At 73.3% G+C, this 26,220-nt stretch carries 8 protein-coding genes; 7 read left to right on the top strand and 1 reads right to left on the bottom strand.

The window, feature by feature from the left end:
* Positions 1–20: 20 nt before the first annotated feature.
* The 6 genes from ACIQTP_RS17050 to ACIQTP_RS17075 all read left to right on the top strand — a co-directional run bounded on the left by ACIQTP_RS17050 (position 21) and on the right by ACIQTP_RS17075 (position 21,973).
* Positions 21–851 (top strand): alpha/beta fold hydrolase, encoded by an 831-nt coding sequence (locus tag ACIQTP_RS17050; protein ID WP_403400602.1) that lies wholly within the window; start codon positions 21–23, stop codon positions 849–851.
* 288 nt (positions 852–1,139) lie between these two features.
* On the top strand, positions 1,140–2,864 hold the full coding sequence (locus ACIQTP_RS17055; RefSeq protein WP_403400604.1) for a fatty acyl-AMP ligase: 1,725 nt from the start codon (positions 1,140–1,142) through the stop codon (positions 2,862–2,864).
* A gap of 186 nt (positions 2,865–3,050) precedes the next feature.
* Entirely contained in the window at positions 3,051–17,423 is a 14,373-nt protein-coding gene (locus ACIQTP_RS17060; RefSeq protein ID WP_403400606.1) for an SDR family NAD(P)-dependent oxidoreductase, read from the top strand.
* Positions 17,424–17,488: 65 nt separating this feature from the next.
* On the top strand, positions 17,489–19,996 hold the full coding sequence (locus tag ACIQTP_RS17065) for a thioester reductase domain-containing protein (protein WP_403400608.1): 2,508 nt from the start codon (positions 17,489–17,491) through the stop codon (positions 19,994–19,996).
* Positions 19,993–21,129: an alpha/beta hydrolase gene (locus ACIQTP_RS17070; RefSeq protein ID WP_403400610.1), complete on the top strand. Its 1,137-nt coding sequence runs from the start codon at positions 19,993–19,995 to the stop codon at positions 21,127–21,129. Before ACIQTP_RS17065 ends, ACIQTP_RS17070 begins: the two co-directional genes overlap by 4 nt.
* A 64-nt stretch (positions 21,130–21,193) precedes the next feature.
* On the top strand, positions 21,194–21,973 hold the full coding sequence (locus ACIQTP_RS17075) for an alpha/beta fold hydrolase (protein WP_403400612.1): 780 nt from the start codon (positions 21,194–21,196) through the stop codon (positions 21,971–21,973).
* A 77-nt stretch (positions 21,974–22,050) separates the two neighbouring features.
* Here the strand turns inward: ACIQTP_RS17075 and ACIQTP_RS17080 are convergent, their stop codons facing one another.
* Positions 22,051–23,007, bottom strand: a complete 957-nt coding sequence (locus ACIQTP_RS17080) for an ABC transporter substrate-binding protein (RefSeq protein ID WP_403400614.1) — start codon at positions 23,005–23,007, stop codon at positions 22,051–22,053.
* Between the two features lie 331 nt (positions 23,008–23,338).
* Between ACIQTP_RS17080 and ACIQTP_RS17085 the strand changes: the two genes are divergently transcribed.
* A complete protein-coding gene (locus ACIQTP_RS17085) occupies positions 23,339–26,218 on the top strand; it encodes an ATP-binding protein (protein WP_403400615.1) in 2,880 nt (959 codons plus the stop codon).
* Positions 26,219–26,220: the final 2 nt, after the last annotated feature.

Raw genomic sequence — 26,220 nt, forward strand, 5'->3', positions numbered from 1 at the left:
AGCGAAGGAGGCAGGGTGCAGTGACCGTGATCTCCCTGAAGTCCGCCCAGGTGCGGGAAGGACTCACGCTGCCCTACGCCGAGGCCGGCTACCCCGGTGGCACACCGGTCGTCTTCGTGCACGGGCTCGGCGAGTCCTGGTGGGCCTTCGAGCCCCTCCTCAGGCGCCTTCCGGCCGCCCTGCGCGGTTACGCGCCCACCCAGCGCGGCCACGGCGACGCCGACCGCCCTCCTGAGGGCTACGCGCCCGAGGACTACGCCGCCGACCTCGTCGCGTTCCTGGACGCCGTCGACATCGACCGCGCCGTGCTCGTCGCGTCCTCGAGCGGCGGCGTGCCCGCCCGGATGGTCGCGGGCAGCCATCCCGACCGGATCTCGGGGCTGGTGCTGATCGGCGTACCGGGCACGCTCGAGGACAAGCCGGCGGTGACCGGGATGCGGGAGGCCGTCGAGGGGCTCTGCGACCCCGTCCCCCGGGAGTTCGCCGAGGAGTTCGGCTCCGGCGCGGTGGACCGACCCGTCGCCAGGGGCCTCGTCGAGACGATGATCGACGAAAATCTCAAGGTCCCCGCGTACGTCTGGCAGGAGACCCTGCGCGGACTGCTCGACACCGATCTGCGCGCGACCCTCGCGGGCATCCTGGTGCCCACCCTCGTCATCTGGGGCGACCAGGACGGCCTGCTGCCCCGGGGCGACCAGCAGACCATCCTGGACGCCATCCACGGTTCACGCCTGATCGCCTATGAGGGCGCCGGGCACGACGTCCACTGGGAGCAGCCCGATCGCGTGGTCGCCGACCTCGCCGCCTTCGCCGCGCACCTCGAACACCCCGCGGATCCCGGCACGTCATGAAGGCGTGCGGGGCGGCCGATTGGCCAGATTGGCCAGTTACCTATTGAATACCCGGGGTTACAACCACCCGGGCAGACAAGACTTGCTATCGTGTTACTCGTTAGTAGTAAGCCGAGTGGGGGTCACGAGGGGTCGGCGTCAGCATCGCCACCGCTCCTCGGGCGGGTTGGTCGAGACGGACTGTTCCGGCAAGGGGGCCGGGCGGCCACGGCACCTGCGCGTACGCACCCCGCGGCCTTCGAACTCCAGTTTTCTCGCTCACTCATTCGAACAGGTGAGACTCCTCATATGGCTCGTTCCCTGGTCGACTTACTGACCACGCATGCCTCGCAACAACCGGAGCGGACGGCATACCGCTACCTCGTCACGGGCGACTGCGACGGAGAGATTCAGGACATCTCGTACGGACGTCTGGCCCGTCGGTCCCGAGCCGTCGCCGCCTGGCTGCAGGAACGCGGTCTGGCCGGATCCCGCGCACTGCTGCTGTACCCGCCCGGGCTGGAGTTCATCTCCGGCTACCTGGGCTGTCTTTCGGCCGGGGTCGTCGCCGTGCCGGGCGTTCCCCCGCAGGGGCGGTCGCAGAACCACCGTGCCCTGACCCGCATGAAGCGCCTCATCGCCGACGCGGACGCCAAGGTGATCCTGGGCAGTCGCGAGGTGCTCGCCACCCTGGCCGCCCAGGGGGAGCACCTGCCCGAACTGGACGCGCTCACCTGCGTCGCCACCGAGGACATACCCGACGAGGCGGCCGACACCTGGCGCGAACCCGACCTCACCGCCGACTCGGTCGCCTTCCTCCAGTACACCTCCGGCTCCACCTCCGCCCCGCGCGGCGTGATGGTGACGCACGGGAACCTGCTGGACAACCAGCGGGCCATCACCGAGCGGATGGGCCACACCCCGGACACGCTCGCGGAGTACGACCACGAACTGTTCGTCAGCTGGCTGCCGGTGTACCACGACATGGGCCTCATAGGCCCGGTCCTGAACACCGTCCACCTCGGCGCCACCGCCACGCTCTTCTCGCCGCTGCACTTCCTGCAGCGGCCCGCGCGCTGGCTGACCGCGCTCAGCCGCTACCGCCCGCACACCAGCGGCGGCCCCAACTTCGCCTACGAGCTGTGCCTCAAGCACGCCACCCCCGAACTCCTCGACGGACTCGACCTCGGCCGGTGGAAGGTCGCCTTCAACGGCGCCGAACCGGTACGGGCCGCCACCCTGCGGCGCTTCACCGAGACCTTCGCCCCGGCCGGCTTCCGACGCGAGGCCCTGTACCCGTGCTACGGCCTCGCCGAAGCCACGCTCATCGTCACCGGCGGCTCGGCCGACACCCCGCCCACCCTCGCCGCGGCCCCCGGGCCGAGTCCGCGCGCGGGCGCGGCCGACGCGGCCGCCGTCGGCTCCGGGCGGCCGATCCCCGGTACGACCGTGGTGATCGCCGACCCCGAGCGGCGGGAGGAACTTCCCGACGGGGAGGTCGGTGAGATCTGGGTGAGCGGCGCGAGCGTCGCCAAGGGCTACTGGCGCAACGCCCTCGCCACCCGCGAGACCTTCCGGGCCACGCTGACGGGCCGTCCGGACCGCTTCCTGCGGACCGGCGACCTCGGATTCCTGCGCGAGGGCGAACTGTTCGTCACCGGCCGCCTCAAGGACCTGATGGTCATCGACGGACGCAACCACTACCCGCAGGACCTGGAGCTGTCCGCCGAGATGTCCCACGGCGCGCTCCGGCCGGGCTGCACCGCCGCGTTCTCCGTGGACGGAGGTGTCGAGGGCGAACAGCCCGTCATCGTCGCCGAGACGGCCCCGGACGCGGCGGCCGACTCCGAGCGGATCACCGAAGTGATCCGCAGCGCGATCGGCGAGGCGCACGGACTGTCGGTGCGTGACGTCGTGCTGGTCCACCCCGGCACCATCCCCAAGACGTCCAGCGGGAAGATCCAGCGCCACGCCTCCCGGGCGGCGTATCTCGCCGACGCCCTCGCGGTGGTCGGCGCGCCCGCCGCGAGATGAGGTAGACGAGGCCCCGTCGGCGCGGACACCCGCGCCGACGGGGCACCCAGTCGTACCGGCCGTACGCCAGGGGTTGCTCAGTCGCGAGCCGGTGCCTCCACCGGTCGCCGTCCACCGGCCGCCGTACCCGCCGTACCCGTCGTACGGAATCCGTCTGAACCCGAGTTCACGAGGACACCTTCCCCGATGCCTGCGAGCGAGTCCCCGAAGCAGTTCCCCGAGATGTCCGTCCCGGCCTCCGAGGACGTGCGGGCCTGGCTGGCGTCGGCCGTCGCCGAGGCGGCCGGGCTCGCCCCGTCGGCCGTCGATCCCGAGCGGCCGATCGCCGAATTCGGCCTGGGATCACGCCAGTTGGTGACCCTGGCGGCGGAGCTCTCCGGACGGATCGGCCGCCCCGTGGAGCCGTCACTCGTCTTCGACCACCCCACCATCGCGGCGCTCGCCGCAGCGGTCCTCGACGAAGGGGCCGTCGGCGCGGCGGCGCCGGTGCCGGCGGCCGCGCCCGTACGCGGCGACGGGGACATCGCCGTCATCTCCATGGGCTGCCGCTACCCCGGCGGCGCCGACGACCCGGAGGCGCTGTGGCGGCTGCTCGCCTCGGGTGAGGACGCCATCACCGAGGTGCCCGCGGGCCGTTGGGACACCCGGGGGCTCTACGACCCCGACCCGGAGGCCCCCGGCAAGGCGTACACCCTGCGCGGCGGCTTCCTCTCCGGCATCGACCGTTTCGACGCGTCCTTCTTCGGGATCTCACCGCGCGAGGCCGCGGCCATGGACCCCCAGCAGCGGCTGCTGCTCGGGACGGCCTGGGAGACGATCGAGCGCGCCGGGATCGTCCCGGGCACGCTGAACGGCAGCTCCACGGGCGTCTACATCGGGCTGTACGACAGCGGCTACCTGGCCTCGGCCGCGCTCGACCGCCTCGACGGGCACGTGGGCACCGGATCCGCGTCCAGCGTGGCATCCGGACGCATCGCCTACACCCTCGGCCTCCAGGGCCCGGCGGTCACCGTCGACACCGCCTGCTCCTCCTCCCTCGTCGCCCTGCACCTGGCCGCGCGGGCGCTGGCGAGCGGCGAGTGCGACCTCGCGCTGGCGGGCGGCGCGACGCTCCTTGTCACCCCGCGCGGACACGTCGAGTTCAGCCGGCTGCGCGGGCTGTCGCCGACCGGGCGGTGCAGCCCGTTCTCGACCGACGCGGACGGCGTGGTGTGGGCCGAGGGCTGCGGTCTGGTGCTGCTCAAGCGGCTCGCGGACGCGCGCCGCGACGGCGACCGGGTCCTCGCCGTCGTCAAGGGGTCGGCCATCAACCAGGACGGCCGCAGCCAGGGACTGAGCGCCCCGAGCGGCCCGGCGCAGGAACGGGTGGTGCGCGCCGCGCTCGACGCGGCCGGACTCCGCCCGGACGACCTGGACTACGTCGAGGCGCACGGCACGGGCACCCGGCTCGGCGACCCCATCGAGGGCAGGGCGCTCGCCGCCGTCTTCGGGCCGGGGCGCCCCGCCGACCGGCCGCTCGGCGTCGGCTCCCTCAAGTCCCACATCGGTCACACCCAGGCCGCGGCGGGCATCGGCGGCGTCATCAAGACGGTCCTGGCCCTCGACCACGAGCTGCTCCCGGCCTCGCTGCACGCCGACACCCCGACCGAGCACGTCGACTGGGCGGGCGGCGGCCTGCGGGTGCACAGCGGAGCCCGGGCGTGGCCGCGGGGCGGCGAGCGGGTGCGGCGGGCCGGGGTGAGCGCGTTCGGGATCAGCGGTACGAACGCGCATGTGGTGCTGGAGGAGGCGCCGCGGGACCTGGCGCGGCCGGCCACCGGGACACCCCTGGCGCAGCTCCCCGGCACGACCCTCTTCCCGCTCTCCGCGCGTACCCTCCCCGCCCTCCGGGGCCAGGCCGCCCGTCTCCTCGACGCGCTCGACGAACAGCCGCGGCTGTCGCTGCCCGACGTGGCCGCGACGCTGGCCCACCACCGCACGCACTTCGAGCACCGGGCCGTCGTCCGGGCGGCCGACCGCGACGACCTGCTGACCGCCCTGCGCACACTCGCCGAGGACCGAACCGGCACCGGCACCGACCTCGGTACGGCCGTCGGTACCGACAGCCGTACCGATACGGTCGTCGGACCCCAACAGGCCCTCCCCACCGGCAAGTTGGCCTTAGTCTTCCCCGGCCAGGGCTCCCAGTGGGCCGGCATGGCCCACGATCTGCTCGACCGCGAACCGGTGTTCGCGGACGAACTCGACCGCTGCGACGCCGCCCTGCGCCCTTTCACCGGCTGGTCGGTGGCGGCCGTGCTGCGCGGCGCCGCGGGCGCCCCGCCCATGGACCGCGTGGACGTCGTGCAGCCGGTCCTGTTCGCCGTGATGGTGTCCCTGGCCGCGGTGTGGCGGGCCCGGGGCGTACGGCCCGACGCCGTGATCGGGCACAGCCAGGGCGAGGTCGCCGCGGCCTGCGTCGCCGGCGCGCTCAGCCTCAACGACGCCGCCGCGGTGGTCGCCCTGCGAAGCCGGGCCCTGACCGCGCTGTCGGGCACCGGCACCATGGCCGTCGTCGCCCTTCCGCACACCGAGGTCGAGGACCGCCTCGCCGACCTCGACGGACGGGTCTGCGTCGCCGCCGTGAACAGCGGCCGCTCGACGGTGATCGCCGGTGACGTCGAGCCGCTGGAAACCCTGCTCGCCGACCTCGGCCGCGAGCAGGTCTTCGCCCGCCGCCTCGACGTCGACTACGCCTCCCACAGCCCCCGGGTCGAGCCGGTCCGCGAGACGGTTCTCGACGAACTCGACGGCGTCATCACCTGCCCGACCTCCGTCGCCTGGTACTCCACCGTCACCGGTGAGCCGGTCACCGAGGAGCTGGAAGCCGACTACTGGTACACCAATCTGCGCGAACCCGTCCGCTTCGCGCCCACCGTGGAGCGCATGGCCGCCGACGGCTACCGCTGCTTCGTCGAGCTCGGCCCCCACCCCTCCCTCGTCACCGCCGTGCACACCGTCGCCGAGGACTCCGGCCACGAGAACCTGGTCGCCGTAGGCTCGCTGCGCCGCGACGAGGACGGACCCGCCTGCCTGGACCGGGCCGCCGCCGAACTCCACGTCCACGGACGGCGGATCGACTGGCGCCGGCTGGTCCCCGACACCGCCCCCGCCGACCTGCCGACCTACGCCTGGGACCCGCGGCGCCACTGGATCGAGCCCGAGTCCACCACCGGTGCCCCCGGCCTCTTCGACCGTGCCGCGCACCCCCTGCTCGGCATCCAGCTCCAGTCCCCGGACGAGACCCGCTGGACCTTCCGCGGCGAGTGGTCCCAGGACACCGCCGACTGGCTGCCCGACCACACCGTGTTCGGCCGGACCGTCGTCTCCGGCACCACCCTGATGGAACTGTGCCGCGCCGCGCTCGCCGTGGCCCGACCGGACGACCCGGCCGACCTCACCGACCTGCTCCTCCTCAGCCCTCTCACCCTTCCCGACTCCGGCACGGTCGAGGTGTCCGTCGAGGTGGTCACCGCCGGTCCCGTACCGGAGATCACCGTGCACAGCCGCCCGCGCGCACGGGAGGCCACGGGCTGGACCCTGCACGCCACCGCGTCCGCGTCCGCGGCTGCCGCGCCGAGGGGGGAACGGCCCCCGGTGTGGCCGGAGGCGGCCGAACCGGCCTGGACCCCGGGTACGTACGAGCGGCTCACCGAGCTGGGCCTCGGCTACGGCCCGGCCTTCCAGGGCGTACGGTCGGCGGTCACGACCGGCGACGGTGAACTGCTGGCCCGGCTCTCGCTGCCGCCCACGGCCCGTGACACGGCCGAGCCGTACCCCCTCCACCCCGCCCTGCTGGACGCCGCGCTGCACGTGGCCGCCGGGCTCGACGCGTCCGACGGGCGGGTGCTGCTCCCGGTCGCGGTGGGCCGGTGCGTCCTGCCGCCCGGTGGCGCGAGGGACCTCACCGCGGCCGTACGACGCACGGGCGGCTCCGACACGGACCTCACCCTGGACGTCACGCTGTGGGACACCGACGGCCTCCCGGCCGGTCGTCTGGAGGGCGTACGACTGCGGGCCGCGGACCCGGCGGACCTGAACGGCCCCTCGGAGAACGCCCGGCACCTGTACGAGGTGGCCTGGACGGCCGTACCCGAACAGCCCGCCGAGGCGCCGGGCACCGAGTGGGCCGTCCTCGGCGACCTCTCGGACCCGGAGGTCACCGGGGCCCTGCGCGGCCTCGCGGCGGCGGGGACCCACGTCCGGAGCGGGACGGGCGGCGCCGACATGAGCGGGACGGGCGGCGCCGACGTGCTCGTACGGTTCTGGCCGCGCCCGGCGACGGACGCCGAACCGGCCGCCGTGGCACAGGAGTTGGCGGCCGCGGCCCTGGCCGAACTGCGTGCCCTGATCGCCCTCCCGCAGGACGAGGCACCTGCCCGGACCCTGTGGGTGACGCGCGGTGCGGTCGGGGCCGTCGACGAGGACGCAGTCCCGGGCCTGGCCCAGTCCGTGCTGTGGGGGCTCGCCCGCAGCGCCCGCGCCGAGCACCCGGAACTCGGCCTGACCCTGCTCGACCTCGACGACTCCGCCCCGGCGGACGCGCTCCTGACCGCCGCCACCCACGCCGAGGAGCCCGAACTCGCCTTCCGCGCGGGCGCTCCGCTCGCGCCACGACTCGTCCGCGCCCGCAGCCGGGACGTGCCGCGGACACCGGCGGGGGACCCGTACGAGCTGACCGGCCTTCCGGCGAACCCGGCCCTGCGCGCGGTGGCGCCCCTGGAGGGCCTGGCTTCCGGGCAGGTGAGGATCCGGGTGCACGCTGCCGCCCTGCCCGGCGCCCCCGGCGACCGGACGCCGCGCGCCGGCGTGCTCACCGAGGTCGGCGCCGACGTCGAAGGTCTTGCCCCCGGCCTGCGGGTCGCCGTCCTCTCCGACACCCCGATCGGCTCCGAGCTGATCGCCGACGCGGGGACGGTCGAAGTGCTCCCCGACGACCTGCCGTTCACGGCCGCGGCCGCCGGACCGGACCGCCCCCGGCACCCCCAGGTCCTGCCCGTCACCGCCGTACGCGAGGCGATACGGCGGCGGAACGCGACCGGCTCCCCGGTCGTCCTCGACCTGGCCGGCCGCCCCACCCTCGTACCCACCGACGGCACGGTGCTGATCACCGGAGGCCTCGGTGCCGTCGGCCGGCACATCGCCCGGCTCCTCGCCGAACACGGCGTCCCGCGCCTGCTTCTGACGTCTCGCCAGGGATCCGAGGATCCGCGCGCCGTCGAGGTCACCGCCGAACTGACCGCGCTCGGCGCCGAGGTCGAGGTCGCGGCCTGCGACATCGCGGACGCGGCGGCCGTGGCCGACCTGCTCGGGCGTATCGGCGAGGAGTCGCCGCTGCGCGGTGTCGTGCACTGCGCCGGAGTCCTGGCCGACGGGGTGGTCGCCGAGCTGACGCCCGAAAGCCTCGCACAGGTGCTGCGCCCCAAGGTCGACGGCGCCGCCCACCTGCACCGGCTCACCGCCGACGCGGGACTCGACCTGTTCCTGCTGGTCTCCTCGGCCGCCGGAGTCGTCGGCAACGCGGGCCAGAGCAACTACGCGGCGGCCAACGTCTTCCTCGACCAACTCGCCCACCACCGGCGGGCCCTGGGCCTGCCCGGCGTCTCCCTCTCCTTCGGCGCCTGGGCGGGCGAGGGCCTCGCCGCCGCACACGCCGACCTGGACCGGATGGCCCGTGTGGGGCACCGCGCCCTCACACCCGACCAGGGCCGCGAACTCGTCGAACTCGCCCTGCGGCAGGGCGCCCCGCACCTGGTCGCCTGGGTCCTGGACCTGCCACGCCTGCGCGAGACCACGGCCACCGCGGGTGACGGTACGGCGGCGGTGTGGCGCTCGCTGCTGCCCGCGCCCCGCACCGGCCGAAGCGGCGGCGACGGTCTGGCCGACCGCCTCGCCCGGCTGCCCGAGGCCGAACGCGCCGAACGCGTCCTGTCCCTGGTCCGCGAGGAGACCTCCCGCGCCCTCGGCCTGCGCTCGACGGAGTCCGTCCGCCCCGACCAGCCGCTGCGCGAACTCGGCATGGACTCGGTGACGGCGGTCGAACTCCGCAACCGCATCGGCGCCCGGATCGGCGCCAAGCTCCCAGCCACCCTGCTGTTCGACCACCCCACCGCGGCCCGGCTCGCCGCGCACCTGCTGTCCACCGCCCTCGCGGCGGGCGAGCGCACCACTCCCGCCACGCGGCCCACGCGCGCCACGACGCCGACCTCCGACGAACCGGTGGCCCTGGTCGCCATGGCCTGCCGGCTGCCGGGCGGTGTGAGCGATCCGGAAGGCCTGTGGAGCCTGGTCGCGGAGGGGCGCGACGCGGTCGGCCCCTTCCCGGCCGAACGCTGGGACGTGGCGGCGCTGTACGACCCCGACCCGGACGCCCTCGGCACGTCGTACGCCCGTGAGGGCGGCTTCCTGAACGACGACGACCTGGAGACCTTCGACGCGGGCTTCTTCGGGATCACCCCGAAGGAAGCGGCCGCGATGGACCCGCAGCAACGGCTGCTGATGGAGACGGCGTGGGAGGCGCTGGAGCGCGCCGGCATCGTGCCCGCCGCACTCGCGGGCAGCGCCACCGGTGTGTATGTCGGCATGTTCGGCAGCGACTATCTGGCCGGGTCCCGCCTCGACCAGCTGGACGGGTACGTCGGTACGGGCTCGGCGCTGAGCGTGGCCTCGGGGCGGCTCGCCTACACGCTGGGACTGAGCGGCCCCGCGCTGACGGTGGACACGGCGTGCTCCTCGTCGCTGGTGGCACTGCACCTGGCGGCGCAGGCGCTGCGGTCCGGGGAGTGCGACCTCGCGCTCGCCGGTGGCGTCACGGTGATGGTGACCCCGGGAACCTTCGTGGAGTTCAGCCGACTGCGGGGCCTGTCCCCGACCGGCCGCTGCCGCTCCTTCTCCGACGACGCCGACGGCGCCATCTGGGCCGAGGGCGCCGGCATGGTCGTACTCAAGCGACTGAGCGACGCCCGGCGCGACGGTGACGAGGTGCTGGCCGTGCTGCGCGGCACGGCCGTCAACCAGGACGGCCGCAGCCAGGGGCTGTCCGCGCCGAACGGTCCGGCGCAGGAACAGGTGATCCGGCGGGCACTGGAGCTGTCCGGGCTGGAGCCCGCCGACATCGACTACGTGGAGGCGCACGGCACGGGTACCACGCTGGGCGACCCGATCGAGGCGAACGCCCTGGCGGAGGTCTTCGGCGACTCCCGCCCGCAGGACCGCCCCCTGTACCTGGGCTCGCTCAAGTCCAACATCGGTCACGCGCAGGCTGCTTCGGGTGTGATCGGGCTCGTCAAGGTGGTGCAGTCGCTGCGCCACCGGACCCTGCCGCGCACCCTGCACGCCGACACGCCCAGCAGGCACGTCGACTGGGCGAACAGCGGGCTGCGGCTGGTGCGGGACAGGGCGGCCTGGCCGTCGTCGCCCGGGCGGACACGACGGGCCGGAGTGAGCGCCTTCGGGATCAGCGGGACCAACGCGCACGTGATCGTGGAAGAGGCCCCGCCGGTCGAGAAGACGGACCGGCAGGACGAAGTCCCGTCGGGCAAAAGGCTGTTCGTGCTGTCGGGGCGCAGTGAGGCCGCCCTGCGGGGGCAGGCGGCGCGACTGGCGACCCACCTGACCAAGGAGGCCGGCGAGGACATCGCTCTCCTCGATGTCGCCCACACCCTGGCCAGGCACCGCAGCCACTTCGAACGGCGCACGGCCCTCGTCGCGGGTGACCGGGACGAACTGCTGCTACGGCTCGACGCGTTGGCGAGCGGGCGGGCGCCCCTTGCCACGCCCCACGACGACGGGACGGGCAAGGTGGCCTTCGTCTTCGCCGGGCACGGCGGTCAATGGCCGGGCATGGGCATGGAGTTGATGGCCGGGTCGGAGGCGTTCCGCGAGGAGCTGGTCCGCATCGATGAGGCCGTTCGCCGGCGCGTCGGCTGGTCGGTCCTCAACGCGCTGCGTGCGCCCGAGGAGTTCGCCCCGCTCGGCCGCACCGAGTTCCTGCAACCGGTGCTGTTCGCGGTCAACGCCTCACTGGCCGCCGCCTGGCGCGCGCTCGGCGTCCGCCCGGACGCTGTCGTCGGGCACAGCCTGGGCGAGATCGCCGCCGCGTACAGCGTGGGCGCCCTCACCCTGGACGAGGCCGTGACCGTGGTGACCGGGCGCGGGCAGGCGGTCGTACCGCTGGCGGGCAAGGGCGGCATGCTGTCCCTGGAACTGCCGCCCGCGCGGGTCGAGGAGCTGCTCGCGCCGTTCGCGGGCCGGCTCTTCGTCGCGGCGGTCAACAGCGCGCGGTCCACGGCCGTCTCCGGCGAGGCCGACGCGCTGGCCGAGCTGCGCCACCGCCTCGACGAGCAGGGCATCACCGCACGCCCGCTGTCGACACCGTTCGCCTCGCACACCCCCTTGATGGACCCGATCCGTGCGGAGCTGCTCGACCGCTTCTGCGGAGTCAGGGGCGCCCGGACACCGACCCCGCTGTACTCGGCGGTGCTGGCCGAACCCGTCCCCGGCGACCGGCTGGACGGCCACTACTGGTACGCCAACCTCAGGGAGCCGGTCCGGTTCGCGGACACGGTCCGACGGATGCTCGACGACGGCTACCGCTACTTCGTCGAGCTGAGCCCGCACCCCTCGCTCACTTCGTCGATCGAGGCGGTGGCGGCGGAGGCCGGGATCGACGCGGTCGGCATCGGCTCGCTGCGCCGGCAGAGCGACGGACACGACGTACTGCTGCGCGGGCTGGGGGAGTTGTACACGGCAGGGCACACGCCCGACTGGCCGGTGCTGTTCCCGGAGGGCCGCCGGGTCGGCCTGCCGACGTACGCCTTCGACCGTGAACGCCACTGGCTCGCGCCCGCCCCGGCCACCGCCTCGGTCGGCGGATCACCGTTGCTCGGCACGCACCTGGAGGCCAGCGACGAACCCGACCGGCACCTCTTCCAGGCCGACATCGACCTCGACGACAGCCGCTTCGCCTATCTCACCGACCATCGGATCACCGGTGAGGTCTGGCTGCCCGGCGCCGCCTTCCTCGACATGGCCCTGGAAGCCGCGTCCGCGCTGCGGGGCGGCGGCGAAGTACGGCTGGCGGACGTCAGGTTCCTACAGCCGCTGTCGCTGGACGTGGACCGGCCCGTACGGCTGCAACTGGTCCTGCGGGCCGCCGAGGACGGCTTCCGGGACTTCACCATCGCCTCGACACCCGCCAGTGGCCACGGCGCGCCGTGGAAGCGGCATGTCAGCGGACGTCTCGCGGTCACCGCGGAAACCGCCGCCGACGGCGACGAGCGGCTCGACACCGTGCGTGAACGGTGTGACGAACAGGTCGATCTGTCCGCCGTCTACGCCGGGCTCGCGGCCCTGGGCATCGACTACGGCCCTGCCTTCCGGGGGCTGGAGGAGGGCCGACGTACGGATGTGGACGCCCTCGGCCGCCTGGCCCGGACGCCCGCCGCCGGTCATCTGCTGCATCCCGCCGTCCTCGACGCGGCCTTCCACACGGCCGCCCTGCCCGGCGGCGCGCCCGGGGGCCGGGCGTTCGTGCCCGCGGCCGTCGGACAGCTGAGGTTCACCGGACCGCGCACGGCGCCCGTGTGGGCGACCTGCCGACTGCGTTTCGTGGACGGCGACACCGCGACGGTGGACCTGCGGCTGTGGGACGAGAACGAGGAACTGGTGCTGGAGATAACGGAGTTCGAACTGGCCGCGCTGTCTCCGCTGGACGGCGCGCTCTTCGAGACCCAATGGCAGCCGCGCCCGGCCGCACAACAGCCGGTCGCCGAGGGCGGTTGGCTGATCCTGGCGGACGACACGGGCGTCGCGGCCGAACTGGGCGAGCGGCTCGGTTCGACCGTGCCGCGGGTGATCGCCCGCAGGGGTGAGTCGTTCGGCGTCGAGGGACCCGGTCGTTACGTACTCGACCCCGCCGATCCGCTCCACCTGGCCCGCCTCCTGGACGAGGCCTTCCCCGACGGACCGCCCGAGCGGGTGGTCCTGCTGTCCGCGCTCGACGCCCCGGCGATCACGGATGCCGGTACGGCCGAGGAGGCGGCGCGGCTGTGCTGCCTGAGCACGCTGCACCTGGTACGGGCGCTGTCGGACCGGCCGCGGGGCCGGACCCCCCGTCTGTTCGTCGTCGCACGGGGCAGCCAGGCCGCCGGTGGCAGCAAGCGGGTGACGCACCCTCAGCAGGCCCTCGCCTGGGGCTTCGGCCTCGCGGTGGCGCAGGAGTACCCGGAGCTGTCGGCCACCCTGATCGACCTGCCGCCCACCGGCGGTGTCGACGCCCTGTGGACACAACTGCGGCACGCGGACGACGAACGGCTCGTCGCGCTGCGGGAGTCGGGCCGACTGGTCCCGCGCCTGGCCCGCACCCGCCCCGACGACGGTGGCAACGGCGAGGTCACCCCCGACGGCGTGTACCTGATCACCGGCGGTCTGGGCGGCCTCGGCCGGGTCGTCGCCGAACGGCTGGTCCGCCGCGGCGCCCGCCGACTTGCCCTGATGAGCCGGGGCGAGCCGGACGCGCACACCGTGAGCTGGATCAGGGGTCTGGAGGAACACGGGGCCACCGTGCAGCTCGCCCGCGCCGACGTGGCCGACCGCGAGGAACTGACGGCAGCCCTGGACGCCGTACGACGGGAGGCGGGGCCGATCGCCGCAGTCGTCCACGCGGCCGGGGTCCTCGACGACGCGACGGTGGCGAACCTGACCGACGAGCGCGTCCTGCGCGTGCTCGCCCCCAAGGTCCTCGGCGCCACGCTGCTCACCGAACTGATCCCGGAGGCCGAGAGCCTCGTCCTGTTCGCCTCGGCGGCCGGTCTCCTCGGCTCCGCGGGCCAGAGCCCGTACGCGGCGGCGAACGCCTTCCTCGACGCCTGGGCGCATCACCTCTCCCGCGCCGACCGCCGGGCGCTGAGCCTGGACTGGGGCGCCTGGGCGGGCGTGGGCATGGTCGCCGAGTCCGGCACCCGAGCCGCCGGGGCCGGCGGGTCCGGTCTGCTCGCGTTCTCCCCGCAGGACGGCGGCGAACTCTTCGAACGGGTGCTGGCCACCTCCCGCCGCCAGCTCGCCCCCCTCGCCCTGGACTGGGAGACCCTCGCGCTCGACCCGGACGCGGCCCGCACCCGGCCGATCCTCGGCGAGCTGATCACCGTCCCGACCGGCGGTGACGACGCGGACGACCTCGTGGCGAGCGTGTTCGCGGCGACGACGGAGCGGGACCGCGCGGACCGCCTCGAAGCCTATGTACGGGCCCGGGTCGGCCAGGTCTCCGAAGGCATGGTGGACGTCTCCGCGACCACGGCCCTGAAGGAACTCGGCCTGGACTCCCTCATGCTCGTCCGGCTGCGCAACGCCTTCGCCCGCGAGCTGGGCGCCGAACTCCCGGCCGCCACCGTGTTCTCCGCCGCCGACATCCGCGGCCTGGCCCGGGCGCTCGGCGAGGTGCTGCCCGAACGGGACACGGTCGCGCGGGCCGGGGAACGGCGGCCCGCGGCGCGCCGCCCCGAGGCCGCCGTCGAGGTGCCCGAGAGCGAACTGCGGCCCGCGACCCGTGATGTCGTACGACTGCTGCGCAGCGCCCGGCCGGGCATGCCGGACGCGGCCCACGCCGTCGGCCTCGCCCTCCGGCTCACCACGCCCACCACCCGCGAGGCGCTCACCGACATCCTCACCCGCCTCGCCGGACGGCACGCCGCGCTGCGCACCGCGATCGTGACCGGTGCCGGTGCCGGTGGCGGTGGCGAACACGCGCGGCTGCTACGGGTGGACCGGGAGGTCGCACGGCCGGTGCTGCGCTGGACGGACGTGCCCGCCGACGGCGCACTCGACGCTGCCGACCGGCTGCGCCTGCTGCTGGAACCGCGGTTCGACCTGGCGAAGCCTCCGTTGTGGCGGTTCGAGCTGCTCGACGCCGGTGCCCGGGGCCAGATCCTGGCGTTCGGCGCGCACCACGCGGTGAGCGATCTGCAGTCGCTGCTGCTCGTGGCGGGGGAACTCGACGCCGAACTGTCCGGCACCTCGCTCGGCGACGCCGTCACCAACCGGGACATCGACCTCCTGATCGAGGCGCAACAGACGGACGACGCCCCCGGGGAGGGCGCGACCGCATGGCGTGAGGCCTTCCAGGGCAGTGCCCGACTCGACCTGACGCTCGCCCGGCCCCGCCCGGCGACGCGCTCGTACCGGGCCGGCAGCGTGAGCGTGACGATCCCCGACGGGCTCATGGAACGGGTGTCGGCCGCCGCGAGCCGGCTCGCCATCACGCCCGCCGCCTTCTGCCTCGGCACCCTCACCGTGCTGCTGGCCAGGATGCGACAGAAGGAACGTTTCGTTCTCGCCGTGCCCGTCGACACCCGCATCCACGCCGACGCGTACGACGCGGTGGGCTTCTTCGGAGTGCCGGTGCCGTTCCCGGCCGAGGCCGGGGCGGGCGAACGGATCGAGCAGGTGCTGCGCCGCACCGACGGCCGCCTCGACCGGGTCCTCGCGAAGGGCGCCATGTTCTCGGACGTGCTGTCCACCCTCGCCCGACTAGGGCTGCACCGGGCGAACGCGCCGCTGGTGGAGGTGTACTTCAACTACGTACGCTCCGCGGCGGGCCGTCTCGCCCACCTGGAGGTCCTGCCCGCCGGGACGGGGTACTCCGACCTCGACCTGATGATCACCATGACCCCCGACGCGGGCCGGATCCGCCTCGACCACAACCTCGACATCCTGGACGCGGCGACCTCTGTCGAACTGGGGGAGGAGTTCCTGCGGCTGCTCGCCGAGGCGGCGGACGATCCGACGGCGGCGGTCCGTTCGACGCCGGGTACGGCGGCCGAGGCGACCCCGGCGGTCCGTACGACGACAGGTACGACGACAGGTACGGCGGCGGAGGTGCCCGAGGCGGCGACCGACGACACCCACCGCCTCCCGCGCAGGTCACTCGCCCTCGCCGCCACCTTCGCCCTCGGACATCTGCCCCTGCTGTGCGAGGCAGCGGTCGAGGAGGGCGCGCGGGACGGCGGCCTGACAGTCGCGGAAGCCCCGTACCACCAGGTGCTCGCCGCCCTGCGCGACCCCTCCGGCGTCTTCGCCGACCCCACCGCGGCGGTGGGCGTGACGCTGCTGCGGGCGGCGGACCTGGAACGCTTCGGCCCGGTGGACGACGCGCTGCTCGCCGAGTTGCGCACCGCGTTCCCTGCCGCGCTGCGTGCCCTGTCCGAACGGACTCGCAAGCCGCTGATCGTCGGCTTCCCGCCGTCCGCTCACGCGCAGGACCGCTTCGCACGGTGGGAGCGCGAGATCGCCGACGAACTGGCCGAAGTGCCCGGCATCGCGGTGCTCCGCCCGGACGACTGGACCCGGTGCCACGCCGTCACGGAACGCTTCGACGAGCGGACCGAGCGGATCGCCCACCTCCCCTTCACCCCGCGGTTCCAGGCGGCGGTGGCGCTGTGCCTCGCCGACGTCGTACGTGCGGTACGGCGCCCCGCGCCCAAGGTGATCGCGGTGGACGGCGACGAGACGCTGTGGGGTGGAGTGGCCGGGGAGATCGGCCCGGAGGCGGTGGACCTGACCGGACCGCGCGCCCTGCTCGCGCGCCGGCTCCTTCAGTGGCGTGCGGCGGGCGCGCTGCTGGCGCTGGTCAGCAACAACGACGAGGACACGGTTCGGGCCGTCCTGGACCGCCCGGACAGTCTGCTCAAGGCCGAACACTTCAGCGTGCTCTCCGCGACCTGGGGCCCGAAGTCCGGCCGCCTCGCCGAGGCGGCCGGGACGCTCGGCCTCGGCTTGGACAGCTTCCTGTTCCTCGACGACAACCCGGTCGAGATCGCGGGAGTGCGGTCCGCGCTGCCGGAGGTGCTGTCGCTGACGTGCCCGCCGTCGGCCGAACTGGGCGCGTTCCTGGGCAGGTTGTGGCCGCTCGTCCCGGCTGCGGCGACGGCCGAGGACGCGCTGCGGGCGCGGTTCTACGAACAGGAGCGGGACCGGGACGCCGTGCGCGCGCAGGCCGGATTCGAGGAGTTCCTCGACCGGTTGGAACTCGAGGTCGACATCCGGGCCCTGTCCGAGGCCGACGTCGAGCGGGCCGAGCAACTCGTCCGCCGGACCAACCAGTTCACCCTGCGGGCCCGGTCCGCCGACGGGGGCGATCTCGGGCGGTGGCGGGAGCGCGGTGAGGTGTGGACGGCCGCGGCCCGTGACCGGTTCGGCGACTACGGCCAGATCGGGCTGCTCGCCGTCCGTGCGGATGGCGACCAACTCGACGTACTGGCCTGGCCGATGAGCTGCCGGGCGCTGGGCCGGGGAGTCGAGGAACGGCTGTTGCGGTGGCTGGCCGACCGTGCCGACGAGCTGGGCTGCGTCAAGGTCCGACTGACGGCGGAGCGCACCCCGCGCAACGTACCGGCGCGGCGGCTGCTGGCCGCGCTCGGTGGCGGAGACCAGGAAGACGAACGCCTGGAGGCCGTGGTCACGCCGGAACACCTGCGGGCCTTCCGGTCCTGGCGGCAGGGGCGAACCGGTGGCGCCGACGGGTGAAAGCGAGGGCAGTGCCGCAGTGGTGGAAGTGAGCGAAGGGACAGGTCACGGGGTGAAGGGCTCTCATGCGTGAGGTGAACGAGGACGCGTCGGCGTACGCCGGACAGCGGGCGACGGCGGAGGCGATCGAGCGGGGTGATGGCGGCGCGCTGAGCGTGGACGCCCTGCTGGCGAAGGTGAGGACGGCCGCGGCGCCCACGCCGACCGGTACCGACGTGGCCGCTGCGGCGGCAGCGGTTCCGGACGTGGTGCCGGACGCGGAGGGTCCGGCGGCGGTCCCGGACGTGGAGGCTCTGGCGGCAGCCATCGCCGCCGTGGCGGGCCGCCACCTGCCCGAGGGGCACCTGTCGCCCGACGCCGACTTCTTCGACGCCGGGGGCACCTCGGTGGGCGCCGTGGAACTCGTCGCGGCGCTGGAGGACGAGCTGGGCATGGAGATCGCCCTCGACGACGTCTTCGCCGACGCCCGCCCGATCAGCCTCGCCCACCGATGGCTGTCCACCGCACACACCACGGCCGTCCTCGCGGCCCCGGCCGCACCGATGCCGACGCCCGGGACGACCTGGGCCCCGGACATGGCAGGTACCGCCACGTCCGAGGGGACCTCGGCCCCGGTCACGGGGGGAAGTCCGCTTCCGCCGTCCGCCGCGGGCACCCGTCCGGCGCCCGCACCCGGCATCCTCCCCGTCCCGGCCCCGCGCACCGCCCCCGCGGTGGCCGTCACCCCCGCCCCGTACTCCACGGCCCGGCCCGAGGACCTCGACCAGATCCTGGCCGACCTGGCGCTCGCCGACCGGCTGCCCTGGACCGGCGATCCCGAGCCGCTGCCGCCCCGTCGGATCCTGCTGACCGGCGCCACCGGCTTCCTCGGCAGCCATATGCTCCTCGACCTGCTGCGGCACAGCGACGCCCACGTCTACTGCCTGGTCCGCGCCGCCGACGAGGAGGCGGCCCTCGGGCGGCTCGGTGAGGCGCTCAAGAAGTACGAGCTGCCCTGGTCTTCGGAGGTCCGCCGCCGGGTGACCGTGCTCCCCGGCGACATCCGGCGCCCGCACCTGGGTCTGTCCGACGAACTGTGGACCACGCTCACCCACGAGCTGGACAGCGTCGTCGGCGTGGCGGCGGCCGTGGACTTCCTGCGCGGCTACCAGTCGCTGCGGCAGAGCAACGTCATCGGCTCGCTGACCCTCGCCGAGCTCGCGGCGACCGGCCGGCCGAAGCCGCTGCACCACATCTCCTCCATCGCGGTCTTCAACGAGGTCGGCATCACCGCGATGGGCGAGGACGACCCGCTCGCCCACGTCGACCGCCTCGTCGCGGGCTACGACCAGACGAAGTGGGCGGCGGAGGTCGCCCTGCGACGGGCCCGCGACCACGGCCTGATCGTCACGGCCCTGCGCCCCGGCGGCATCGGCGGCCACACCAGGACCGGCGCCTACAACCCGCAGGACCTCAGCAGCGGCCTCCTCTCGGCCTTCGGCCGCTTCCGCACGGTCCCCGCCTTCAACCACCTGAACGCGGCGCCGGTGGACTGGGTGAGCCGGGTCGCGGTCGGCGTCGTCTGCGAACCCGACGCGTGGGGCTACGACTACAACCTGACCGGCGTATCCAACACCCTCGACGACGTCGTACGGGACATGGCGCTCGGCGGGATGCACGTACGCGTACAGGACTGGGACGAGTGGCGGACCCATGCCCTGGCCCGGCTGGAAGCCGAACCGGTTCCCGAACTGGCCTTCCTCGCAAGGGTGTTGCAGAGCCCCACCGCGCTCAGACTCTGCGAGGCGACCCTGAAGGGTCCGGCGGCGACCGCCGAGCGCACCGCCGCGCTCGTCGAGGCACTCGGCTTGCGGCCCGCCGCCCGCTACGACGCCCAGGCCCAGCTGAGGACGTTCGAGCGGCTCGCCCAGGACGGATTGGCCCGGCTGCCGCACAAGGACGACCAGCCCTACCTGTGGTTCTCCGAGACGACCGAGGGCGGTGTCGGCCCGGTCGGAGCCCCCGCCGACGCTCCTTGCTCGATGGCGCTCACCCTCTCCCTCGCGAGCATGTACCAGCTGGTGAAGGAGCGCCGGGTCGATGTCACCGGCGAGCTGACTTGCGCGGCGGTGCATCCCGAACCGCTGGTCGTCGAGCGCGGCGACGTCTGGATCCGGCCCGAGGAGGGCATTCCGCAGCGGCACGGTATGCGCCACCGACTCCTCACCTACCGGCTGGCGTTGCGTGACGCCGAAGGCGGCCACTGGTGGCTGGAGGGCCACAAGTACGCCCGTGCCCGTCGTGACGTGTGGCGCCAGACCCGGGCGCTCACCGTCGAGATCGGCCGCGAGGGCGCACCGGCGGCCCTGGCGGGCGAGCTCGTCGTGCCCGCCGACACCTATCTGCGTGACCAGGTCGACGGCATCAAGGTCGACCCGCGCCTGACCAGCCAGGAGAAGCGGGCCGCCAAGCTGACCTGGCTCGCCTGGTTCGGCGTGGAGATGGGCCGCGGTCTGCTCGGCCCCTTCGCCCGAGCCGCCGCCGACCTCCTCGACCTGCGCCGCACCCCGACCCCCTCGGAGCACCACCGATGATCCTCCGGAGCACCGACTCCCGCACCAGGCCGAGGCTCCGCAAGGTCAGGAGCACCACGACCCTGCGCCCCCTCCACCACCGCCTCGACCCGGCGCGGGTCGAGGAGATTCCCTTCCGGGCGGGCGACGGCGTACGCCTCGGCCTGACCCGCGTCGACGGCGGCGACACGGACCGCCCCGCCGTGCTGCTCCTGCACGGGCACACCGCGTCCGCCGACATGTTTCTGCTGCCCGAGACCCGCAACCTGGTCGACGTCCTGCTCGACAACGGCTACGAGCCCTGGCTGCTCGACTGGCGGGGCAGTTGCCGGCTGCCGTACAACGAGACCGGCCAGACGTACACGTACGACGACGTCGCCCTGTACGACATTCCCGCGGCCGTCTCCCACATCCGCCGCCGCATCGGCGACCGGCCGCTGTTCGTGGTCGCCCACTGCGTCGGCTCCCTCACGTTGTCGCTCAGCATGACGGCCGGGCTGGTCCCGGGCCTCGCGGGCGTGGTGTCCCAGGGCGTGTTCCTGACGCCGAAGCTCGCGGGCCGCACCTCGCTGCGCATGTCGCTGGCGGGGGAGCTGCTCAGGTCCCGCATCGACCACATACCGGTCGACATCCGCAAGGCCGGCCTGTGGTCGAAGTACACCCCCCTGTTCGCCCTCGCCTCCCGCGGGGCGAGCTGCCCGGATCCGACCTGCCAGATCCTGCACAACTCGGCGTGGGGGACGGGCGCCTCGCTGTTCGTGCACGAGCACCTGTCCGAGACCACCCACCACCGGCTCGCCGAGCTGCTGGGCCCCGCCCCGCTGTGGATCCTGCCGCATCTGCGCCGCATCGAGCTGGCCCGCACCGTGGTGCGCTGGCACGACGGCGACCACCGCTACCGGGCGCTGCCGCAGAACGCGCTGGACGCGGCGGCCCGTATCGACACCCCCGTCCTGCTGCTCGCCGGCAGCGAGAACGGCCTGTGGCTCGACTCCCAGAGGCTCTGTCACGACGTACTGGCCCGCAGACAGCCGCAGTTGGACGTCGCGTACACCGAGATTCCCGGCTACGGCCACCTGGACACGTTCCTCGGCCGGGGCGCCGCCCTCGACGTGTTCGGACACATCCTCGAATTCCTCGGCGAACGACGGTGACGGCAGACCGGGCGGCCGGTTACCGTACCCGTCAGTAACCGGACCGCACCGCAGGAGGCCACCCATGCCGCAGCTCGAAGTCGACGGCGCCACACTGACGTACGACGACGAGGGCCCCCACGACGGTGCGGGCGCGCCTCTGGTGTTCATCCACGGCTGGACCGCCAACCGGCACCGCTGGGACCACCAGCTGGCGCACTTCTCCGCCGCGCGACGGGTCATACGTGTCGATCTGCGCGGCCACGGCGAGAGCGGCGGGTCGGGACGGCGGAGCATCGGGGAGCTGGCCGGGGACGTCCTCGCCGTCCTCGATCACCTGAAGGTCGACCGGTTCGTCCCCGTCGGTCACTCGATGGGCGGGATGATCGCGCAGACCCTGGCGTTGGGCCACCCGGACCGGATCGAGCGCATGGTCCTGGTGAACTCGATCAGCCGGATGACGTACAGCCGGGGGAGGGGCCTGCTGATGGCGGTCTCCACGCGGGTGCCGTTCAAGCTGTTCGTCGCCGCCAACATCCAGCGGGCCTTCGCCCCCGGCTACCCGCGCGAGGAGATCGAGGAGTACATCCGGACCTCCGCGGCCACACCCCGGGAGGTGGTCATGACCTGCTACGGCGCGATGCGGTCCTTCGACGTCCTCGACCGGGTCGGGGAGATCCGGGTCCCCACCCTCATGATCCACGGCTACTACGACATCCAGCTGCCCGTCTCCCAGATGCTGCGGATGGCGAAGGCGTACCCGGACGCGGAGGTGCGCATCCTGGACGCCGGCCACGAACTCCCGGTGGAGAAGCCCGAGGAGCTCACCTCGACCATCGACCGGTTCCTGACCGAGCGCCCCTGACGCGCCCCTGGCCCGCTCGCTCGAAGACGCACCGGCCGGAGCGGACCCCCGCTCCGGCCTGTGCACCTCCGCCGGAACTACAGCCCTGCGGTCGACAGCCAGCTCTTGGCCACGTCCAGCGGGTCCTTGTTGTCGTTCTGCACCTGGGCGTTGAGCTTGACCAGGGTGTCCGTGTCGAGCTTCGCCGACACGGCGTTGAGCGCGGAAACTCCGGCGGCGGAGAGACCGCTCTTGTAGGCCAGCGGTGTCACGTTCTCAAAACCGAAGAGATTCTTCGGGTCCTGAAGGACCACGAACTTGTTCTTGGCGATTCCGGGGTCGGTCGTGAAAATATCTGCGGCCTGAATGTTGTTGCCCTTGAGGGCCGCCACGGTCAACGGCCCACCCGCGTCCAGCGCCTTGAAAGACTTGAATCCGAGGCCGTATTCGGACTTGAGGCCCACCAATCCCTGCTTGCGCGTCTGGAACTCCGGCGATCCCCCGATGACCAGGTCCTTGGCCGAGGCGGAGAGGTCGGCGATCGTCGACGAGGTCGTGAGCTTGTACTTCTTGGCGGTCGCCTCGTTGACCGCGATCGCGTCCTTGTCCTCCGCCTTGGAGGACTCGAGCAGGGTCAGCTTGGCATCGAGCGCGGCCGTGATGGCCTTGCTGGTGTCCTCGACCGTGGTCGGGGCCGCCTTGGCGTTCAGATAGGCCAGCAGCGCGCCGTTGTACTCGGGCAGGACGGTGATCGTGCCGTTCTTGATCAGACCGTAGGTGGTCTCGCGGCTGCCGATGTTCAACTTGTAACTGACCTTGATGCCCTTGGCCTTCAGGGCCTCGCCGTAGATGTCGGCGAGCAGGATGCTCTCGGGGAAGTTGTTGGAGCCGACCACGACCGTGCCGCCCTTGGCGGTGTCGCCCTTCAGCGGGTCCTTGCTGTCGGAGTTGCCGGAGGAACCGCAGGCCGTGAGGGCGGCCGCAGCCACAACCAGCAGGGATACAGCGTACGTTGCGGTCGTTCTGGTGCTTCTGGCGTGGGTCACGTTGGTCATCCAGACTTGTGCATGGGCGGTCGGCGGTCGGAAGGCATGGCGTGATGACGATCCAATCGAGCCCAGTAACGCACCGTCAAGACACGAATAGATCACCGATGGAGACCACACGGATTCGCCGCGTGGGCGCAACATGACTGAAACATGCGCGAATCCGGCGTATCGCCATGTCAGTTTTTGGTTGATCATGGCCGTACTCTTGCGGCAGCCGCTAATGTTGGCCGAGTCGGGGGACCTGGTTCCACTTGCTCGGCCCGAGCGTGCTGGCATGACCCAGTCCGCGCAGCCCGGGCTGCGGGCTTCCAATTGGGATTGAAGTCAAGGAGGTTTGGTGCCCGCGCACAGGAAAGCCGCCCGGGGGCCGCAGACCACGGCTCCCCGAATAGGCCGGACGCCTTCCCTCCTCGACCGTTGGCCTTTCCGCAGGAAACTCAACGTCCTGGTGATTGTTCCGCTCGCCGTCGTTTCGGCGATGATGGCCTACATCACCTACGCCGAGATCGACTCGGCCCGTTCCGCCGCCTCCACCGCCCAGCTCGTGCGGGACAGCGCGCAGGTCACCAAGCTCATCGACGGCGTGCAGACCGAGCACCGCCAGGCGCTCCTCGTCTCCCTGCGCTACGAGGCCGCCCGTTCCGGCGACAAGGCGCCGGGCACCTCCGCCTTCCTCCAGGCGCAGCAGAAGGTCACCGCCCAGGCGGAGGCGGTGCGGTCCACCTACGGGGGCCGGCTGCCCGACGCCGAGGCCCAGGCGCTCAAGGAGCTGGAGGGCCTCGACAGCCTCCGTAAGACCATCGAAGAGGGTCCGATTCCCGCCGACAACATCGACCCGGCGTACGGATCGGTCATCGAGGGCCTCATCAACGGCCTCGGGCTCGGTCAGTCGGGCGGCGAGTCCTCGGAGTCCGCGGGCAATCTGCTGGACGCGCTGCTGCGCGCCGACACCGCCCACGCCTCCTTCGAGACCAGCGTGTTCGCGGCCCGGACCCGGGACCCCAACGCGCTCATCGAGTACACCGGAGCCGTCGGCGACTACGAGCAGTACACCTACCAGGCCGAGCGGTTCACCCGGTTCGCCAGCCAGGAACAGGGCGCCGAACTCGCCGCGATCGAGCACAGCCCGTACCAGAGCGTCGTCGCCCAGCACTACGCCGCGCTGCAGGTCGACCCCAGCGGTCTGGTCGCGGAGAACGCCTCGCAGCTGCGCGCCGCGCTCAGCGACGCCCTGGCCGCCGACCCGACGTACCAGCGTCAGGCGGAGAACCGGCTGAAGATCACCGAGTCGCTCATCCACCAGATCGCCGCCGACACCCAGAAGGCGTCCAGCGACGCCTGGTGGCAGGTGCTGTGGCTGGTGGCCGCCAACCTCGCCGCCTTCGCGGCCTGGATCCTGTTCTCCGTCCTGGTGCGCCGCTCCGTGGTGCGGACCGTGCGGAGCCTCACCGAGGCGGCCCAGCACGTGGCCGACGCGGCCGAGACCGAGCTCGCGCGGGTCGCCGACGACGACGCCGACGACTCGAGCCCGCCGCGCCTCGAAGCCGTACCCGTGCCGGTCCGCGACGAACTCGGCGAACTCGCCGAAGCGTTCAACCAGGTGCAGGTCACCGCGACCGCTCTGCTGGAGCGCCAGGTCATCAGCCGTCGCAACATCGCCGAGATGTTCGGCAACGTCGGCCACCGCGTCAGCAACCTGACCGCTCGTCAGCTCGCACTGATCGACTCGGTGGAGCGTGGCGAGACCGACCCGGAGGTACTGGACAGGCTCTACCGCATCGACCACATCGCGGTACGCCTCCAGCGCAACGCCGACAGCCTGATGCTGCTCGCCGGCATCCGCGAGACGGGCCTCAACACCGGGCCCATGCGGCTCAGCAACATCGTCCGCGCCGCGCTCGGCCAGATCGAGGGCTACCAGCGGGTCACCCCGCACGCCGAGGGCGATGTCACCGTCGCCCCCGACATCGTCGGCGACCTCACGCTGATGCTCGCCGAACTGCTGGAGAACGCGGTGACGTTCTCCCCGGCGTCCAGCAGCGTCGAAGTCGTCCTGCGGCCCCGGCACGGCTCCGGCGGCGGCGCCCTGATCGAGATCATCGACCACGGGCTCGGGATGAGCGCCGAGCGGCTGGAGGAGGAGAACGCCCGCCTGATCCGCCGCGAACGCCTCGACCTGGCCCCGACCGAGGTCCTCGGCCTCTTCGTGGTCGGCGGTCTGTCCCGGCGCTGGGGCATCGAGGTCGTCCTGACCCGCACCCCGGGCGGCGGCGTCACCGTCACCGTCGCGGTGCCCGGCTCCCATCTGCTGCTCGCCGACCCCACGGGGGCCGCGGCCAGGGCCCCGCACATCCTGCCGCCGCCACGCCGCCCCGGCGGGAGCGAACCGCGCCCCGCGGCGGTCGACCCGGAACCCGGCCCCTCGTCCCTGCCCCGCAGGATTCCCGCGCGCGGCCGGGGAGCGGACGGCCACACGGGCCGTCAGGAACCGACGGGCGACGGCGCCATGGGCGGCTACGGCGGCCCCGGCGCATCCCGGCCCAGGCCGGGCGGCACACCGGGCACCACGACTCCGGGGGCGGCGCGGCCCACGGAGCGCGAGACGGCGGGACGCGGCACGCCTCAGGACGCGGTCGGCGGCCCGGGCCACCAGCGTGGCACCGGTATCGGCGTGGAGAGCGGACACGGTCGGCCGCCGCGCGCCGCGGGCAGCGGCATGGACAGCGGCCTCGTGCAGAGGTCACGGGGCGCGAGCACCGGCCCGGGGAGCGCGGCGGGACAGCCGCCGCGCGGCCCGAACGCCGGCTCGAGCAGCGGGTTCGGCCAGCCGCCCCGCGGCGCGAGCACCGCGCGCGGCTCCGGTACGGCTCCATCGGCACCCGGCAGCGCCCCGGCGCGACCGGGCGAGGGCGGCCCCAGTCCGCTCAGGCGGCGCGTGCGCGGCGCGACCCTGCAGGCCACCACCGCCTCGACCCGGCTGCCCAAACAGACCATCACCAACCCACGGCCCCCCGCCTGGCAGACCGCCGACGCGGAAGCGGCCCGATCCGAGATCGACGAGTTCGAGGAAGCCGTCCTGCGGGCCGAGCGCGAGAGCGCGACAGAGGCTCGCGGTAACGGCTTCGGGTCGGCCCGTTCAGGGGGCCGTCCCGAGACCTCTGGCGATTCCAGCACAGAGAACAACAGACCCTCATTCCCGGAAGGCATGAGCAAGTGACC

Source organism: Streptomyces sp. NPDC090798 (assembly GCF_044768965.1).
Lineage (GTDB): Bacteria > Actinomycetota > Actinomycetes > Streptomycetales > Streptomycetaceae > Streptomyces.

Coding starts and splice junctions, on each gene's coding strand:
- ACIQTP_RS17055 (WP_403400604.1), top strand. CDS start 1,140: ATGGCTCGTTCCCTGGTCGACTTACTGACCACGCATGCCTCGCAACAA.
- ACIQTP_RS17060 (WP_403400606.1), top strand. CDS start 3,051: ATGCCTGCGAGCGAGTCCCCGAAGCAGTTCCCCGAGATGTCCGTCCCG.
- ACIQTP_RS17065 (WP_403400608.1), top strand. CDS start 17,489: ATGCGTGAGGTGAACGAGGACGCGTCGGCGTACGCCGGACAGCGGGCG.
- ACIQTP_RS17070 (WP_403400610.1), top strand. CDS start 19,993: ATGATCCTCCGGAGCACCGACTCCCGCACCAGGCCGAGGCTCCGCAAG.
- ACIQTP_RS17075 (WP_403400612.1), top strand. CDS start 21,194: ATGCCGCAGCTCGAAGTCGACGGCGCCACACTGACGTACGACGACGAG.
- ACIQTP_RS17080 (WP_403400614.1), bottom strand. CDS start 23,007: ATGACCAACGTGACCCACGCCAGAAGCACCAGAACGACCGCAACGTAC.